The following is a 16,256-nucleotide window of genomic DNA, read 5'->3' as shown; positions in this document are numbered from 1 at the left end:
CATAATCGAAAAGAAAAACGATAAATAGGGAAGCTTATTAGGGGTATAGGCGCAAAAAGACTCTACTCTGGCATAAGGTAGTTTTCATCGACGGAGATAGCGACCCATTTGTCTTGCCAGGTTTTAAATAGCCAAAAATCAGGTAAACGAAAGAAAGTCACCCGCTGCGGCTCTTCGAGATCCTGATACCAAACTTCTACCGTTTCAGGTACCGCCAGGTTAGGTTTTAAATGATCGTACTGTTCTGAGGTAAGCTCGGTCCCTTCCAATGATTGCCAGCGTGATACAAGTTCACTGATCGGTGCATCAACTTTGATGTTGGATTGCCACCGTCCATCATGCAGCTCGAACTCCCAGCCACTATAGTACAAAGACTCCACCGTATAGTCGGAGCGAAGTACATTTGGGTAAGGGTCTGCTTGATCTGTTAATAGGTAAGTTTTGATCCACATTGGCGCATTTAAGATCACTATAAATGCAATAATGCCCAGAATAAGAATATTGTTCCATCGGCGGCGACGAGCCGGACTCACACGCATAACCATCTCTACTCTCTTATCGTTATGAGTAAATTACCAAAGAGTATTGAGCTTGACTAGAACAACGGTGTGCAAGTGTGTAGGGAGTGGTGACTAAGCGGCAGAGGCGATCAATCAAAAATTCGAGTATAGAGTCGGACCAGTAGAATAACTTCAGCAGTGCCTTATAACCCGATGACGTACTGAACCTTTTCTTCAGCACTTTTATTCACGTAATAAAAAACCCAACTCGAAAGTTGGGTTTTTCAATTCATCAAAGAGACTGAAACCAATTATTTGATTTTTGCTTCTTTGTACATAACGTGCTGGCGAACTACTGGATCAAACTTTTTGATCTCAAATTTGCCTGGCATGTTACGCTTGTTCTTATCAGTTGTGTAGAAGTGGCCTGTACCTGCAGAAGATACTAGACGGATTTTCTCACGAACGCCTTTCTTTGCCATTGCTTATTTCCTCTTAAACGTTTTCGCCACGTGCACGCATGTCTGCAAGAACAGTATCAATACCTTTCTTGTCGATGATGCGCATACCTTTAGCAGATAGACGTAGTTTAACAAAACGTTTTTCGCTCTCTACCCAGAAACGATGAGTTTGTAGGTTCGGCAGAAAACGACGCTTAGTAGCATTTCGTGCGTGTGAACGGTTGTTACCCGTTACTGGACGCTTACCAGTTACTTGGCATACTCGTGACATGAATGTCTTCTCCAAAATCGTTTCAGCTCGATATCAACCTTGGTGGCCGAACCTCTCTATCTCTCGAAAAGAAGTTAGAGGTTAAGAACCGCTATGGAAAATCCATACAAGGCTATCAAAGGTCGCGCATTATACTAACTTGATATGCATTGCTCAAGACCCGAACAGATCCTTTTTACAGGTTTTCGTGATCTTTTTTTAGACAGCAGATTTTTTTAGCAGTCCAAGCTGAATTCAGTTAAAAATTTAGTGGCGTGGATGATAGCAGATTTTTAGCAACTAACAACCTAAAAAACGCACAGTTATATCCAGCCTCTTTCAGCAAAAGAGACACTTTCCCCATCTCCGATGACGAAATGGTCCAAAATACGAATATCCACCAATGCTAATGCGTCGGTGAGACGCCTTGTAATCCTTCTGTCAGCTTGGCTCGGCTCAGCAACGCCTGAAGGGTGATTGTGCGCCAAAATCAAAGCCGCCGCGTTATGATGCAGAGCACGCTTAACAACTTCTCTCGGATACACCGACGCTGCATCCAACGTTCCTTCAAATAAAATTTCATCTTTTATCACTCGGTGCTGGTTATCGAGAAAAAGAATATAAAAAGCCTCTCTTTGCCGATCCCTTAAAATAGAAGACAGATATAACTTAGTTTGGTCGGGGCTGGTTAAGGCATCACCACGCTTTAGCGTCTCCGCCAAGTAACGTTGTGTCATTTCTAGTACCGCTTGCAACTGAACATACTTGGCTTGCCCTAATCCTTTGTGACGACAAAACTCTTCTTCTGATGCTGAAAATAGTTGTCTGAGCGAACCAAAGTCTTGAATAAGGAAGTCTGCAAGCTCAATCACGTTCATTCCGCGGGTGCCTGTGCGCAAGAAGATGGCCAGCAGTTCGGCATCGGTCAAAGCTTGCGGCCCTCGTTGCAGTAGCTTCTCTCTGGGCATGGACTCATTTGGCAAAGCTTTCAGTATCATCTGATGTCTCTTTATATGGAAAGTGTCCCTATTCCACAAAACAAAAAGCGAAAGTCGAGTATGACTTTCGCTTTCTTCGTACCATCAGTGCTTTCCATGCAACTTAACAGTTCATCAGAGTTTAAAGTTGCCAACCAAGCCGTGAATTTCCGTTCCAGACTGTGATAGCTGCGTGCTGATTGACTCGGCATGCTGCAACGTCTCATTAATGTTGTTCACGATCTGTTGAATAGCCACTAAGTTTTGGTTGATGTCTTCTGCAACCGCACTTTGTTCTTCTGCGGCAGACGCGGTTTGAATACCCATATCTCGAATTGTTCCGATAGAATGATGAACACCAGAAAGAGATTGCTGAATGAGCGCAGATTCTTCCGCCGTTTTGACACCTCGTTTTTGGCTCACCGACATCGTACTGACCGCTCTTGATACACCATTTTGTAGCTGCTTGAGCATGTCGCCAATTTCATGAGTACTATTTTGCGTACGACTGGCTAACGAGCGCACTTCATCCGCAACGACGGCAAACCCTCGACCTTGCTCACCGGCTCTAGCCGCTTCAATCGCCGCATTTAGGGCCAACAAATTCGTTTGCTCGGCTATCTCGCCAATCACATCCAGCACTTTGGTTATTTTTTCGGTCTGTAAACTCAACTCAGAAATTGCATCTGATGTGCTGTCTATCTCCGTCACGAGTTCGGTAATGCCTTCTATTGCTTGCTCGACCTCATGCTGAGCGGCGGTGACTTGACTGTTGGCATCGTCAATTGCCTGCGCGGTCGCATTGGTATTGCTGGCTACTTCTTTGGCAGTCATGCTCATTTGCGTCACTGCCGTCACGACTTTGTCCGTCTCTAAACAGTGATCCTGCATTTGACCGCTCGCTTGGCTGGTCTGAGTGTTCAGGCTTTGAGAAACGGTCTGTACTGTCGTCGCAGAGCGATGAATGTCCTGCATCAGTGGGTGCAGCTTATCCATAAACTCATTAAACGCGGCCGCCACTTCACCGACTTCATCCTGACTTTCGACTTTTAAACGAGCCGTTAAGTCACCGCCGCCTGCGGCAACATCTTTTAATGAAGCCGCGACATGTTGTAATGGCTAAATGCCTTTAGACACCACGATACTGGTGAGAACACTGGTAATGATCAATCCAATAACGGAAATCAACACGGCAGATAACGTATGCTCTTTTAGCTCTTGAGTCTTTAACTCTCTGTGCATCGCAACTTGCTGGTCGATGTCATCAATATAAACGCCAGTACCTAAAACCCAGTCCCATTTCGATAGATATTCTGCATAGCCCAACTTAGGCGCTTGTGCGTCAATGGTCGGTTTATGCCACGAGAAATAGAGGAACCCATCCCCTTTTTGAGAAGCGTCAATCAAGCCCGCAATAACTGCGACCCCATTTTCATCTTTTAAGTCGTAAAGGTTTTTACCCTCTAATGCAGGTTTGATGGCGTGCAACGTATTCACACCTTGAGAGTCGTAGGCAAAAAAGTAGCCATCGCTTTCAAAGCGCATGGCTTTCAGAATTTCTTTTGCTGCCTCTTTATTACTTCCATTTACATCCGTGTCGTATAACGGTTTTATCGCCGTCACGCCCATCATCATATAGGCTTGTAACTCTTTCTTTTTCGTTTCGATGAGCTCTTGCCTGTCTCTTGCCAGCTCCGCTTCCAAACTTTTACTGCTGTTGATGTAATACACCACTGAGATCAACGTGGTGATCAACAACAGCGGAATTAGGGTTATCAGCAGCAATTTGTTTCGACTTTTCAACACCATGGTTTCCACTACCTCTTTTTCTTTTCAGACTTGCAAACTCCGCGCAACTTGTCTGTGAGGTAGGCGAGAATTTTCCCTTCCTCGGTCAGATTAATACTCTGGAGTTTGATGTGAATTATCTTCTCGTTATATATGCTCGGGCGGTCAGACTTTGAATTGTGTTAAAATCCGGTCATCAAATTGGAGATCTCACATGCAAACACTAGCAGGAAAGAAAATTCTACTCGGCATCAGTGGCGGTATTGCCGCGTATAAATGTGCGGAGCTAACCCGTCGCCTCATAGAGAGAGGAGCGCAAGTTCAAGTTGTAATGACGAAAGCCGCAAAAGAGTTCATTACCCCTTTAACCATGCAAGCCGTTTCGGGCCGTCCTGTCTCGGACAGTTTACTAGACCCAGCAGCGGAAGCCTCTATGGGTCATATTGAATTGGCCAAATGGGCAGATTTAGTGCTATTAGCGCCAGCGACCGCGGACTTAATCGCACGCATGTCCGCAGGCATGGGGAACGATTTACTTACTACGCTCGTGCTCGCGACGGATTCCCCTGTTGCTGTTTCTCCTGCGATGAATCAACAGATGTATCGCAATATCGCAACCCAAGAGAACATCGCTACGTTAGCGCGTCGTGGTATGCACATCTGGGGCCCTGCGGCAGGAGAGCAAGCCTGTGGTGATGTAGGACCAGGTCGAATGCTGGAACCAATGCAGCTAGTACATCTATGTGAACAGTTCTTTCAACCAAAATTGCTAGAAGGTAAGTCGATACTCATTACCGCCGGACCAACTCGCGAAGCGATTGATCCAGTGCGTTACATTACTAACCATAGCTCTGGGAAAATGGGCTATGCATTGGCGAGCGCCGCAGCGCAGATGGGAGCAAAAGTCACCCTCGTGAGCGGTCCTGTCAGTTTAAATACGCCCGTAGGTGTTGAGCGCATAAATGTTTCCAGTGCACAAGAGATGCACGAAGCCGTTATGACACATGCAAACAGGCATGATGCGTTTATTAGCTGCGCTGCCGTTGCCGACTACCGCCCACAAACGATCGCGTCTCAAAAGTTGAAAAAGACAGAAGACAACGACGAAATGGTCATTAATATGGTTAAAAATCCTGATATTGTTGCATCTGTGGCAGCAATGACGGAGAAGCGTCCGTTTACCGTCGGTTTTGCGGCTGAAACCAATGATGTAGAGACCTATGCTCGAGGCAAGTTAACAAAGAAAAACCTCAATATGATCTGTGCAAACGACGTTTCGGTTGCAGGGCAAGGATTTAACAGCAACGACAACGCGATTACCCTTTACTGGCCTGAAGGTGAACTTGCGCTCGCTTTAGAATCAAAAGAAGCATTGAGCTTTAAAATTCTCGAAAAAATGCATCAATTGATGTAACTAACGTTTGAAAACCCTGCCAATTTTTTACAAAAGCTGGCATAAATTTGGTACAAAAATGACAACTAAGGGTGTTAAATCTCCCATTCCACCCTTAGTGGTCTAGTTTGAGGCGAAATAGCGTCTTATAATCCCCTCCGCTCAACTTTGTATTTTGAAAGGAAGTAACTAATGGCCGGCAGTAAAAAATCCAACCGTCGTGAAGAGATCTTACAAGCATTGGCAGAAATGCTTGAATCAACAGATGGCGCTTCACGCATTACTACGGCAAAACTGGCCAAGCAAGTCGGCGTTTCAGAAGCCGCGCTGTATCGTCATTTCCCAAGTAAAGCGCGCATGTTCGAAGGGTTGATTGAGTTCATTGAAGAAGCCTTGATGACACGCATCAACCGTATTCTAGACGACGAAAAAGATACACTAGAGCGTATTCGTATGGTGATGCACCTTATTTTGGCGTTCTCTGAACGTAACCCAGGTCTGACACGCATTTTGTCGGGTCATGCTCTAATGTTTGAAAATGAACGTCTACGTGAACGCATCAATCAACTCTTTGAGCGTATAGAAACACAATTGCGCCAAATCCTGCGTGAACGTAAGATTCGTGAAGGGAAGTCTTTCCCTGTCGAAGAGCGCATCCTAGCTGCGCAAATTCTGGGACAAGTTGAGGGGAGCCTAAACCGCTTTGTGCGTAGCGACTTTAAATACCAGCCGACTGCAAACTTTGACGAGTACTGGGCGCTTTTAAGTGCACAAATAAAGTAAAAGACTATGAGTAAAGACAAATACACGCAGCCCGAGTTTTCTCTTTCACTTCTTCACCCTCGTAACTGGGGCGTATGGCTTGGTTTTGGTCTGTTGGCCATCCTCGTCAATATTCTTCCTTATCGGCTGCTGCTTTCATTAGGTCGTTCACTCGGTAAACTTGGCATGCGCTACGGTAAAAAGCGTGTCCACGTTGCTCAGCGTAACTTAGAATTGGCCTTTCCAGACAAAACACCTGAAGAGATTCAACATATTGTTGAAGAGAACTTCAAAAATACCGGTATGGCACTGATAGAAACCGGAATCACTTGGTTCTGGCCGACTTGGCGCTTTAAAAACCTGATCGTCGAGAAAGATCTCGGCGCACTGCGTGAAAAAGCCAAAGAAGGTAAAGGCGTCCTACTTTGTTGTGTCCATGCTCTTAATCTAGAGATCACTGCGCGTGCTTTCGCCGTGTTAGGCGTGGCCGGGTACGGCGCGTTTCGTCCGCATAATAATCCTGCTTATAACTTTATCCAGTATTGGGGACGAACACATAACGGCAATAAACTGATTGATCGTAAAGATGTAAAAAAGATGATTCGTGTTTTACGCAGCGGTGAGCGTCTGTTCTATTTACCGGATCACGATTACGGTCGCAAAAAATCAGTATTTGTGCCCTTCTTTGCCGTAGACGATGCGTGTACGACAACAGGCACGAGCATTCTGGCGTATACCTCAAAATGTGCGATCATCCCAGGCTCAGGGTTTCGCAATGACGAAGGAAAATACGACATCATCGCCGATAAGTGCATTGAAGCCGACTATCCACAAAAAGACGAAGTCGCCGCTGCCGCTTATATGAACAAGTATGTGGAAGAAGTCATTCTACGCGCTCCAGAGCAATGGATGTGGCTCCATAAACGCTATAAAACCATGCAAGATGAGCATGTCGAGAAAGGCATTCGCTATAAGTAAGTGGTCACGGCGATAAATCCAAAAACAAAAAAGGGCAGATGAATATCCATCTGCCCTTTTTACTTTTTCAGAAAAAGTAACCAATTAAATGCCGTATTCTGCGCGGTACGCTTTAACTGCTTCTAGATGCTCTTTGTCTGTGCCTTTCTCTTCAAGGAAAGTCACAAGGTCAGTCAGGCTAACGATTGAGATGATTGCACAACCAAAGTCACGCTCCACTTCTTGGATCGCAGACAACTCACCTTTGCCTTTTTCTTGGCGGTCAATCGCAACCAACACACCAGCAAGGTCTGCGCCATTTGCTTGAATTATTTCCATCGATTCACGAATCGCAGTACCTGCTGTGATTACGTCATCTACTAGCATGATACGACCTTCAAGCGCAGAGCCTACAAGGTTACCGCCTTCGCCGTGATCTTTCGCTTCTTTACGGTTGAAGCAGTAAGGCGTGTCGACGTCATGATGATCCGCCAGCGCGACTGCTGTTGTCGTCGCGATTGGGATACCTTTGTACGCCGGGCCAAACAGCACATCAAACTCAATGCCTGAATCAGCGAGCGCGGCTGCGTAAAAACGACCAAGACGCGCTAGGTCACGACCAGTATTGAAAAGACCAGCGTTAAAGAAGTACGGGCTTTTACGGCCAGATTTCAAAGTAAACTCACCAAACTTAAGAACTTCTTTCTCAAGTGCAAACTCAATAAATTCACGCTGGTATGCTTTCATTATTTTCTCTCTATGTCCTTGGTTTCTCGTGTCTCTTCTCGACAATCATTCATTTCTCTATTGTCGAGATAAAAAAATAGCCCCCATAATGGGAGCTATCTAAATCAATTGGCTAACGCCGCCTTCTGCGCTGCGACAATTTCCGTAATGCCGACTTTCGCCGACTCGAGCAATGCCATCAGCTGTTCGTGACTGAACGGTTCACCTTCTGCGGTGCCCTGAATTTCAATCATCTTGCCTTCTTCGGTCATTACGACGTTCATGTCTGTGTCTGCCGCTGAATCTTCAACGTATTCAAGATCACACAATACTTCGTCGCCTAGTAAGCCGACAGAAACTGCCGCTACGTGGCCTTTCATTGGGTTTGCTTTTAGCTTGCCGCTATCTACTAGGTGTTGGAACGCATCGGCCATTGCAACACTTGCGCCGCTGATAGATGCAGTGCGAGTGCCGCCGTCTGCTTGGATAACGTCACAGTCAACGGTGATCATGAACTCACCCATGGCTTTTAGATCGACAACAGCACGTAGGCTTCGCGCGATAAGACGCTGAATTTCCATCGTACGGCCGCCTTGCTTTCCACTTGCCGCTTCACGACGAGTACGAGAATGTGTTGCTCGAGGTAGCATGCCGTATTCAGCTGTAACCCAGCCTTTACCTTGACCTTTTAGCCAACGTGGCACAGATTCTTCGACGGTCGCATTACACAACACTTTGGTGTTACCGAACTCAACTAGCACTGACCCTTCAGCGTAAGCTGTGTAGTTACGAGTAATTTTGATAGGGCGAACTTGATCCGCCTTGCGATCGTTTGGACGCATGGGCATCTACCTTAAATATGAGGAGAAGACGATTTGGTTGGGCGAAGATTATAACGGAATCGATTCCGAATTCATAGGTTACGCCTCTGGCACAACATAAACAATCCATACATCCCGCGCACCTATCGACGCAGCGTGATACACTCTTGAAGTAATTTTCAAAAAATGAAGACAGGAAAATTCGATGATTTACAGTATGACAGCGTATGCACGCAAAGAAGTAAAAGGCGATTGGGGTTCTGCGGTATGGGAAATCCGCAGCGTGAACCAGCGTTATTTAGAAACATACTTCCGCATGCCAGAACAATTTCGCGGATTAGAGCCCGTTTTACGCGAGCGTTTTCGTAAGCGCTTAGCGCGAGGAAAAGTAGAATGTAATCTACGTTTTGAAGCAAACCCTGCCGCAAAAGGTGAGCTTAGCATCAATGAAGCGCTTGCTAGCCAGGTAATTAAAGCCGCTGAACAAGTCATGCACATGACTGGTGAACTGAGCCGAATCAATCCATTTCAAGTCATGCAATGGCCGGGGGTAATGGAAACGCCAGAGCAAGACATGGATGCGGTAAATAAAGTGCTACTAGAAGCGTTTGATGGCGCAATGGATGAATTTATTGAAGCGCGCGCTCGTGAAGGCGAGAACATGAAGGCGCTGATTGAGCAACGCCTAGAAGCGATCACATCAGAAGTTGTGAAAGTGCGCGCACGCATGCCAGAAATACTAGAGTGGCAACGTGAGCGTCTGTTCTCTAAATTTGAAGATGCGAAAGTAGAGCTAGACCCATCTCGCGTTGAGCAAGAGCTTATCCTTCTGGCACAGAAATCAGACGTAGCAGAAGAGCTAGACCGTCTTGATTCTCACGTAAAAGAAACCACGAACATTCTGAAAAAAGGTGGCGCAGTCGGTCGTCGTCTGGACTTCATGATGCAAGAGTTCAACCGTGAATCGAACACGCTAGCGTCGAAATCCATCAGCACCGACATCACCGCATCGGGCGTTGAACTGAAAGTTCTAATTGAACAGATGCGTGAGCAGATCCAAAACATTGAATGATCTAAAAGTCATCGAGTATTGAAACAAAAAAGCCCCGCTAATACGGGGCTTTCTTTTATTCGTCTTTTTCCAAGGTACTGTTATCAACGTAGGGCCAATAATGATGTCCAATTCTGATCAGCAAAGTAGCCGCAGCCAAAATAAACGCAGCCAGAGATAACCACACAACCAAAACTGCATCCAGCTCTTTCATTCCGAGAGTGATATAGCGGGCGATTGCCATCATCGCGATATAGATAGGATAGCGTACCGGAATTTTACCGTTCATCACGAACTGCTGCACCATGGCGAGCACTTCCAGATAGATAAACATCAAAAGAATATCTGTGAGTAAGACACGCTTCTCTACAAATACGTGCACAAACTCTTGCATCATGGCGTACAACGTCGCCAAGGTAATAGAGACTAATAACACCGCCTCCAAAATATGGAAGATTTTCAGGAAAGGTCGACTAAAGGATTTCGGTAAATTCGACGGCATGGTCCATTATCCAAACAAAGAAAATAGGCCTTGAGTTTAGCATGCAACGATCTTCAATCAATCAGAATAAACATCAGTGCGAATCGACTCCAAGTCCTGGCATTTGCTTATAAAAATGCTCCGCTTATTTGGCGGAGCGCTTTTGTGTTATAGGACCTGTGGCATCACTTACGCCACTTGCTGCTTTTTTTCAGCTACGCGCTTTTTCTTCCGATATTTAGGGTGAGTGATCGGAATCGCAGATAGGAGTTTTTTGGTGTATTCGTTTTGCGGGTTTGCATAAATTTCTTTAGCGCTGCCTGCTTCTACCACTTTACCAAAATACATCACGGCAACTTTGTCAGAGACATGTTTCACCACCGAGAGATCGTGAGAGATAAATATGATCGCCAAATTCATTTCTTGTTGCAGTTGTAGCAATAGGTTCAAGATTTGCGCCTGTACCGACACATCTAACGCAGATACCGATTCATCACAAATCAGTAGTTTAGGCTTCAATGCAATCGCGCGAGCAATACCGATACGCTGCCGTTGTCCGCCTGAAAATTCATGTGGATAACGGTTTACTGCCGTTTCTGGTAATCCCACTTTGATTAAAAGCTCTTTTACCCATTGTTTACGCTCTGTTGGCGTGCCAATTTTATGAATAACAAACGGTTCTTCCAGAATCATACCGATGGTATGACGCTGATTGAGTGACTCCATTGGGTCTTGAAAGACGATTTGCATGTCTTTACGCAGCGAGCGCATCTCTTTAACAGACAATTTAGTGATGTCTTTACCTTCAAAGAAAATCTTACCTTCCGTTGGCTCGTATAACTTTAAGATCGTGCGACCAAGGGTGCTTTTACCACAACCTGACTCACCAACTAGCCCCAGTGTTTCACCTTCAGAAACAGACAGTGAAACCCCGTCTACCGCTTTGATGGTGTAGCCTTTCTTGAACAGCCCTTTACCAGAAACAAAGTGCTGCTTAAGATTTTCAATTCTTAATACTTCTTTTGCCATAACATCCTCTTTTATGACTGGTTCACTTTGCTCAGTTAACTGGCAAACATACTGGCATCAATAGGCTTGATATCGATCATCTGCTTTGGCTCATTATCTAAGCTCGGCATCAACCCCATCAAACGCTCTGTGTATGGGTGCTGCGGGTTATCAAACAACTCAAAAATTTCTGCTTTTTCGACAATACGCCCACCATACATCACGGCAACATCATCACACACTTCTGCCACAACCCCGAGATCGTGAGTGATGAAGATCATTGCCATGCCTGTTTCTTCCTGAAGCTCGTTCATCAGTTCAAGGATAGACGCCTGAACCGTAACATCCAACGCTGTAGTCGGTTCATCACAAATCAGAATATCCGGCTTACAGGCCAATGCCATCGCGATCATGACACGCTGGCGCATACCACCAGATAGGTTATGGGGATACTCATTCAATCGCTTCTCTGGCATTGGAATTTTTACTTTTGCCAGCATCTCAATCGAGTACGCCTCCCGCTCCTTTTTGTCGAGCTCAGGTCGATGGAGCTCAAGCACTTCACATATTTGACGACCAATGGTATGCACTGGGTTAAGCGCCGTCATTGGGTCTTGGAAGATGATCGAAATGCGATCGCCACGCATGGCGTACATCTCTTCCGCAGGCAAATCAACTAGGTTGGTGCCGCGATAATTCACTTCACCTTTAATGATGTTGCCATATGGCTTAGGTAATAGCCCCATGATCGACATTGAGGTTACGCTCTTACCACTACCTGACTCTCCCACCAGACCGAGTGTACGCCCAGCTCTCACATCAAAGTTCACACCATGCAGAACCTTCACTGGCCCATCATCGGTGGTAAATTCAACTTCGAGATCTTTAACACTTAGGATTACATCGTTTTCCATAACCAATCCTTACAGCTTATAAGTGTCATCTACGACAACAACAGGTTCAAAAGCTTTGCCTGATTTCATCGCTTGTTTCGTTTCTTTTTTGATATCACTATCAATCCAGTAAGTGCCATCGCCTATGATTGAACCACTGAACAGCGCCTCTGTCATGCGATTCATTGGCTTATCTGGAAACTTTAACCAGCGCCAGTGACCATAGCGGACATAAGGAACCATGTAGCCTGGGACGATAACGTGAGCATCAATGATGTCACGCTGAATCTCATGACCTAGCTGGATCTTTTTATCCATATCCATGCCAAAACGATACTCGATGATCTTTTCATCCAGTTCAGGCGTGCTGTAGTTTGTGAAAGAGTTAGTTTGCGGCTTGTTCGCATTGACTGAATGGAAATACTCCCAATACGTTGGGATCTCAGACGTACCCATATCTAAGAAAGCCAAATCGTGCTTTTTCTCACGTACGTATTTGAACATGGATGAGCCATCAACTAACTTGAGCTCAATATCCAGCCCTGCTAGCTTGGCTTGCTCACGCAAAAAGGCAATACGAGGAGTATGAACAGGTGTTCCGTAGGTCAGCTCGAAGCTTAAGCGCTCACCTTTATCATTGACACGAATACCATCAGAACCAATTTTGTTAAAGCCTGCGGCTTCGAATGCCTCGGCCGCTTTTGCGGGATCAAACTTCGGTGCCTTAGCATCTGGTAGGGTGTATTTACCATGACCATAACCGGTCGGGTTCGGTTTACGGGAGTAGTCGCCACGCATGACATTCTCTATCATGCCATCAAAGTCAATCGCGTAAGTAATGCCCTTGCGAATGTTTAAATCATCCAGCAAAGGCATCGCGGTGTTCATCCATACACCACCAGCCCCAACTGGGAATTGGTTGTAACCCCAGAACTTTTGAATGTATCCCTTTTGGTAAGGTTCCGTATTCGATTTATCATGCCATAAGCTTGGTAAAACAAGACCAAATGCGTCCAGCTTCCCTTTCTCAAAGTGCTTCATCGCGATATCACTGTCGCGAATCACTGTGATGCGGATTTTGTCGACATTATAGCGATGTTGATAATACTTATTGCTGTAACCCCACCAGTCTTCACCGACATGCTTGAAGGTAACACTTTTACCTTTTTTAATGTCATCTAGGTAGTATGCACTGGTCGTTGGTTCACTTTTAAAATTGTAGTAGCGGACAAAGTTGTCATGTATACCGTCACCATTTTCATCTTTTGAAGGGTTAGCATAAAAATGTGCGGGACGTGGGCGCAGAGCCCCCATTCGTAACAGCAATTCTTCCGGATTGAACTCTTTCGCCGCCTTAACAGCAAACGTGTGAGTGTCGTACTTGATAACATCCGCAATCGTTTTGTTGTAGTAATCGTTGTACCAAGGTTCCAAGATGTCTTTGGAACGATAAAACTTCAGCATGAACACGAAATCGTCGGCAGTCACAGGTTTGCCGTCCGACCATTTGGCTTCAGGGTTGAGTTTAAAATAGACCGTTTTGTTGTCACCTGCTAACGCCCACTCGTTAGCAAGCTCAGGTATGAACTCTAAAGTATCTGGATGGCGGACCACCAAGCCTGGTGTTTCATCTAAGATAAAAGAACGTAGCCCTGCATTAGCATCTGGGCCAACACTACGTAACGTCTGCGGGAAACTTGACATAAAGGTGCGATAAGTCCCTCCACGTTTCGCTTCTGGCGAACCATATTGAGGCTCATCCCAGTTTGTTTGCCAGTTTAAGTCAGTCGGAAGCGTTGCTGACATTGCACCAAAACTCAGGGCGCTCAGCGTGGACGCTAAAAATAATTTCTTCATAAAACTTCCCTTTTTTATGTTTTGCTCACAATGCTCGCTCAAACATAGCGTGTGAATTTTTTCGGGTCGAAAGCCGCTCGAATGGCTTCACCAATAAAGGTCACCATTACCAGAACCAGAACAATAGAAGTCACTACTGACGCAACAATCCATGGCGAATCTAAGTTTGACTTACCTTGTTGCAGTAATTCCCCCCAACTTGGTGTTGGTGGCATCAAGCCTAAGCCTAGGTAATCGAGAGCAGTCAATGCTGTGATGTTAGCTGCAATAGTGAAAGGTGCTAGGGTTACAATCATCACCATCGTATTTGGCAAGATGTGATTAAACAAGATACGTCCAGTCGATGCCCCTAAAGCACGTGCCGCCATTACGTATTCTCGTGCCGCTTCTTTATAGGTCATGGTCCGCATGTACCATGTCATCCCCATCCAAGTGAAAAGCACGTTAATAGCGACAAAGAGAGCAAACGTCGGTTGAACGATTGAGACAAGAATCATAATGACGTACAAAAACGGGACCATTGACCAGATTTCGATAAGTCGCTGTACAAACAAGTCAAATTTACCGCCCCAAAAACCCATAGCACAACCGACTGCAGTACCGATCGCGTAGGAAATGGCCATCGTAAGCAACGCAAATCCCATCGCCGTTCTGAATCCGTAGACAAGTCGCGCCAAAATATCGCGACCTATCACATCTGTACCTAAATAATGCTTATTTTCGGCGCTAGGTGCTGTTGGCGGGAAATCACCACTAAAATCTTGTTCATATGGGTTCCATGGCACAAGCGGCAAAATAACAAAGTTGTCGCCCCCTTCGGCCTCAAACGCTTTTTGCAGTACGCGATAATCCGCTTCGCTGGATGACTCTTGGCCGAATTCGCTACCTAAACGTACGTCACTGACAACAGGAAAATAGTAGCTACCATCGTACTTGACGACTAGAGCTTTACTGTTAATCAAAAGTTCGGCGAATAGAGAAAGGATCAACATGATAGAAAGAGCAACAAACGACCAATAGCCTCGTTTGATCTCTTTAAAGTGACGAATTTTCTTTTGAGTTAATGGACTAACTTTAATCATGTTACGCTCCAAACTTCACACGTGGGTCGACTAAAGCAACACAAATATCTGAAATAATGTTACCAATGAGCAGCAACAGCGCATTAATGGCGACAATACCCATAACAACAGGGTAATCACGCTCCATGATTGATTCGTAACCCAATAAGCCAATGCCATCAATATTGAAGATAACTTCAATCAGGAAGGCACCGGTCATGAAGAACAACAAAGAGTTACCAAAGTGACTTGCGATTGGAATTAAGCTGTTACGCAACGCGTGCTTACGAACTGCTTTTTTGAAAGGTAATCCTTTCGCAATTGCGGTGCGGATGTAATCTGAGGAAAGGTTTTCCATCAGGTTATTTTTCATTGTCATCGTCAGCGTGGCAAAATCACCGATGAGGTAACAGATCAAAGGCAACACCGCATGCCACATAATGTCTTTAGTGCGTTCAAAGAAGGTTTCGTAATCGTCGAAGTCATCGCCGACAAAGCCTCCCATCGGAAACCATTCCAAGTGATAACTAAATAACGTGATCAGCAATACACCCACCACATAACCTGGTAGCGCGTAGCCTACGAAAATGAGTACTGAAGAAGCGGAATCAAACACAGAACCGTGCTTGAGCGCCTTATAGTAACCAAGAGGAATCGAGATAAAATAACTAATAAAGAAGGTCATGCCGCCATAAAACAACGACACTGGCAAACGCTCTGCGATCATGTCCGAGACAGGCTCGTAGTAACGCGTCGACTCGCCAAGATCTAGCATTACCAAACGACTTAACCACTCGACGTACGCTTCCGTTACAGGTTTATCCAGGCCATAAAACGCATTCAGCTCCGCGATTTGATCGTCAGAAAGGGCCGTGTTACCACCCGCAGACGTCATTGATGCGGCGCCGTCCCCCTGGGACTGCATTTGTGACAACATGCGTTCAACAGGTCCGCCAGGCACGAAACGAGTGATAGCAAAGATGAGAATAGTTATCCCGAGAAACGTTGGGATAACCAACGCCAAACGGCGTAAAAAGTACGACAGCATATACAACTTGCTCCTTGTCTACTGTCCAGTTCAAACGGAGTGAAAGAGGATATTTTCCGCCCAAAATGGTGCATATTTATCTCGTAGTAACTAAAACTGTTGAAGCACACTCCCTGCGCCTCAAGAGCTAGACTTTTCTACTACTGCAATAATTTCAGCGTCATATTTATCTTGAATCCACATCAGCTTCAAGTGTTTGAAACCAAAACATGACAAACTTCC

At 45.5% G+C, this 16,256-nt stretch carries 16 protein-coding genes and 1 pseudogene; 4 read left to right on the top strand and 13 right to left on the bottom strand.

Annotated features, from left to right (window positions below; genetic code table 11):
- Positions 1-62: 62 nt before the first annotated feature.
- The 5 genes and pseudogenes from R7Q47_RS17635 to R7Q47_RS17615 form a co-directional block, all read right to left on the bottom strand.
- Entirely contained in the window at positions 63-539 is a 477-nt protein-coding gene (locus R7Q47_RS17635; protein WP_025998646.1) for a hypothetical protein, read from the bottom strand.
- Positions 540-811: 272 nt separating this feature from the next.
- Entirely contained in the window at positions 812-982 is a 171-nt protein-coding gene (rpmG, locus tag R7Q47_RS17630) for a 50S ribosomal protein L33 (protein ID WP_004410866.1), read from the bottom strand.
- Between the two features lie 13 nt (positions 983-995).
- Positions 996-1,232, bottom strand: coding sequence for a 50S ribosomal protein L28 (gene rpmB / locus R7Q47_RS17625; RefSeq protein WP_005384783.1), 237 nt, complete (start codon positions 1,230-1,232; stop codon positions 996-998).
- Positions 1,233-1,534: 302 nt separating this feature from the next.
- Entirely contained in the window at positions 1,535-2,209 is a 675-nt protein-coding gene (gene radC, locus R7Q47_RS17620) for a RadC family protein (RefSeq protein WP_025768320.1), read from the bottom strand.
- 114 nt (positions 2,210-2,323) lie between these two features.
- Positions 2,324-3,997, bottom strand: a pseudogene (locus R7Q47_RS17615) (methyl-accepting chemotaxis protein).
- Positions 3,998-4,190: 193 nt separating this feature from the next.
- Between R7Q47_RS17615 and coaBC the strand changes: the two are divergent.
- The 3 genes from coaBC (at position 4,191) to R7Q47_RS17600 (ending at position 7,109) form a co-directional block, all read left to right on the top strand.
- Entirely contained in the window at positions 4,191-5,390 is a 1,200-nt protein-coding gene (gene coaBC / locus R7Q47_RS17610; protein WP_154204912.1) for a bifunctional phosphopantothenoylcysteine decarboxylase/phosphopantothenate--cysteine ligase CoaBC, read from the top strand.
- A 171-nt stretch (positions 5,391-5,561) separates the two neighbouring features.
- Complete coding sequence (slmA, locus tag R7Q47_RS17605; RefSeq protein WP_005379386.1) at positions 5,562-6,152, top strand: nucleoid occlusion factor SlmA; 591 nt, start codon at positions 5,562-5,564, stop codon at positions 6,150-6,152.
- 6 nt (positions 6,153-6,158) lie between these two features.
- Positions 6,159-7,109 (top strand): Kdo(2)-lipid IV(A) acyltransferase, encoded by a 951-nt coding sequence (locus tag R7Q47_RS17600; RefSeq protein ID WP_033905948.1) that lies wholly within the window; start codon positions 6,159-6,161, stop codon positions 7,107-7,109.
- Between the two features lie 84 nt (positions 7,110-7,193).
- On the opposite strand, the gene pyrE is transcribed toward R7Q47_RS17600, so the two are convergent.
- Positions 7,194-7,835, bottom strand: a complete 642-nt coding sequence (pyrE, locus tag R7Q47_RS17595; RefSeq protein ID WP_026000307.1) for an orotate phosphoribosyltransferase — start codon at positions 7,833-7,835, stop codon at positions 7,194-7,196.
- 104 nt (positions 7,836-7,939) lie between these two features.
- Positions 7,940-8,656: a ribonuclease PH gene (gene rph, locus R7Q47_RS17590; RefSeq protein ID WP_031780917.1), complete on the bottom strand. Its 717-nt coding sequence runs from the start codon at positions 8,654-8,656 to the stop codon at positions 7,940-7,942.
- Between the two features lie 184 nt (positions 8,657-8,840).
- Between rph and R7Q47_RS17585 the strand changes: the two genes are divergently transcribed.
- Positions 8,841-9,707 carry a YicC/YloC family endoribonuclease gene (locus R7Q47_RS17585; protein WP_005384776.1) on the top strand — a complete coding sequence of 289 codons (867 nt, stop codon included), beginning with the start codon at positions 8,841-8,843 and terminating at the stop codon, positions 9,705-9,707.
- A 55-nt stretch (positions 9,708-9,762) separates the two neighbouring features.
- Here R7Q47_RS17585 and R7Q47_RS17580 read toward each other — a convergent pair whose 3' ends face one another.
- The 6 genes from R7Q47_RS17580 to R7Q47_RS17555 form a co-directional block, all read right to left on the bottom strand.
- The gene (locus R7Q47_RS17580; protein ID WP_025768316.1) at positions 9,763-10,188 is read right to left on the bottom strand and encodes a phosphate-starvation-inducible protein PsiE; all 426 of its coding nucleotides are present in this window, start codon (positions 10,186-10,188) and stop codon (positions 9,763-9,765) included.
- Between the two features lie 168 nt (positions 10,189-10,356).
- Entirely contained in the window at positions 10,357-11,196 is an 840-nt protein-coding gene (locus R7Q47_RS17575) for an ABC transporter ATP-binding protein (protein WP_005379372.1), read from the bottom strand.
- A gap of 35 nt (positions 11,197-11,231) precedes the next feature.
- Complete coding sequence (locus tag R7Q47_RS17570) at positions 11,232-12,089, bottom strand: ABC transporter ATP-binding protein (RefSeq protein WP_005379371.1); 858 nt, start codon at positions 12,087-12,089, stop codon at positions 11,232-11,234.
- Positions 12,090-12,098: 9 nt separating this feature from the next.
- Entirely contained in the window at positions 12,099-13,925 is a 1,827-nt protein-coding gene (locus R7Q47_RS17565; RefSeq protein ID WP_005384774.1) for an extracellular solute-binding protein, read from the bottom strand.
- A 38-nt stretch (positions 13,926-13,963) separates the two neighbouring features.
- On the bottom strand, positions 13,964-15,007 hold the full coding sequence (locus R7Q47_RS17560; RefSeq protein ID WP_005379369.1) for an ABC transporter permease: 1,044 nt from the start codon (positions 15,005-15,007) through the stop codon (positions 13,964-13,966).
- 1 nt (position 15,008) lies between these two features.
- Complete coding sequence (locus R7Q47_RS17555) at positions 15,009-16,034, bottom strand: ABC transporter permease subunit (RefSeq protein ID WP_005379368.1); 1,026 nt, start codon at positions 16,032-16,034, stop codon at positions 15,009-15,011.
- Between the last annotated feature and the right edge of the window lie 222 nt (positions 16,035-16,256).

It is taken from the genome of Vibrio sp. Vb0349, from assembly GCF_033338975.1.
Note: the sequence above shows the minus strand (reverse complement) of the source record. Positions and strands in the feature narration are given on the sequence as shown.

Coding starts and splice junctions, on each gene's coding strand:
- R7Q47_RS17555 (WP_005379368.1), bottom strand. CDS start 16,034: ATGCTGTCGTACTTTTTACGCCGTTTGGCGTTGGTTATCCCAACGTTT.
- radC (WP_025768320.1), bottom strand. CDS start 2,209: ATGATACTGAAAGCTTTGCCAAATGAGTCCATGCCCAGAGAGAAGCTA.
- rph (WP_031780917.1), bottom strand. CDS start 8,656: ATGCGTCCAAACGATCGCAAGGCGGATCAAGTTCGCCCTATCAAAATT.
- R7Q47_RS17560 (WP_005379369.1), bottom strand. CDS start 15,007: ATGATTAAAGTTAGTCCATTAACTCAAAAGAAAATTCGTCACTTTAAA.
- rpmG (WP_004410866.1), bottom strand. CDS start 982: ATGGCAAAGAAAGGCGTTCGTGAGAAAATCCGTCTAGTATCTTCTGCA.
- R7Q47_RS17585 (WP_005384776.1), top strand. CDS start 8,841: ATGATTTACAGTATGACAGCGTATGCACGCAAAGAAGTAAAAGGCGAT.
- coaBC (WP_154204912.1), top strand. CDS start 4,191: ATGCAAACACTAGCAGGAAAGAAAATTCTACTCGGCATCAGTGGCGGT.
- rpmB (WP_005384783.1), bottom strand. CDS start 1,232: ATGTCACGAGTATGCCAAGTAACTGGTAAGCGTCCAGTAACGGGTAAC.
- R7Q47_RS17570 (WP_005379371.1), bottom strand. CDS start 12,089: ATGGAAAACGATGTAATCCTAAGTGTTAAAGATCTCGAAGTTGAATTT.
- R7Q47_RS17635 (WP_025998646.1), bottom strand. CDS start 539: ATGCGTGTGAGTCCGGCTCGTCGCCGCCGATGGAACAATATTCTTATT.
- R7Q47_RS17565 (WP_005384774.1), bottom strand. CDS start 13,925: ATGAAGAAATTATTTTTAGCGTCCACGCTGAGCGCCCTGAGTTTTGGT.
- pyrE (WP_026000307.1), bottom strand. CDS start 7,835: ATGAAAGCATACCAGCGTGAATTTATTGAGTTTGCACTTGAGAAAGAA.
- R7Q47_RS17580 (WP_025768316.1), bottom strand. CDS start 10,188: ATGCCGTCGAATTTACCGAAATCCTTTAGTCGACCTTTCCTGAAAATC.
- slmA (WP_005379386.1), top strand. CDS start 5,562: ATGGCCGGCAGTAAAAAATCCAACCGTCGTGAAGAGATCTTACAAGCA.
- R7Q47_RS17575 (WP_005379372.1), bottom strand. CDS start 11,196: ATGGCAAAAGAAGTATTAAGAATTGAAAATCTTAAGCAGCACTTTGTT.
- R7Q47_RS17600 (WP_033905948.1), top strand. CDS start 6,159: ATGAGTAAAGACAAATACACGCAGCCCGAGTTTTCTCTTTCACTTCTT.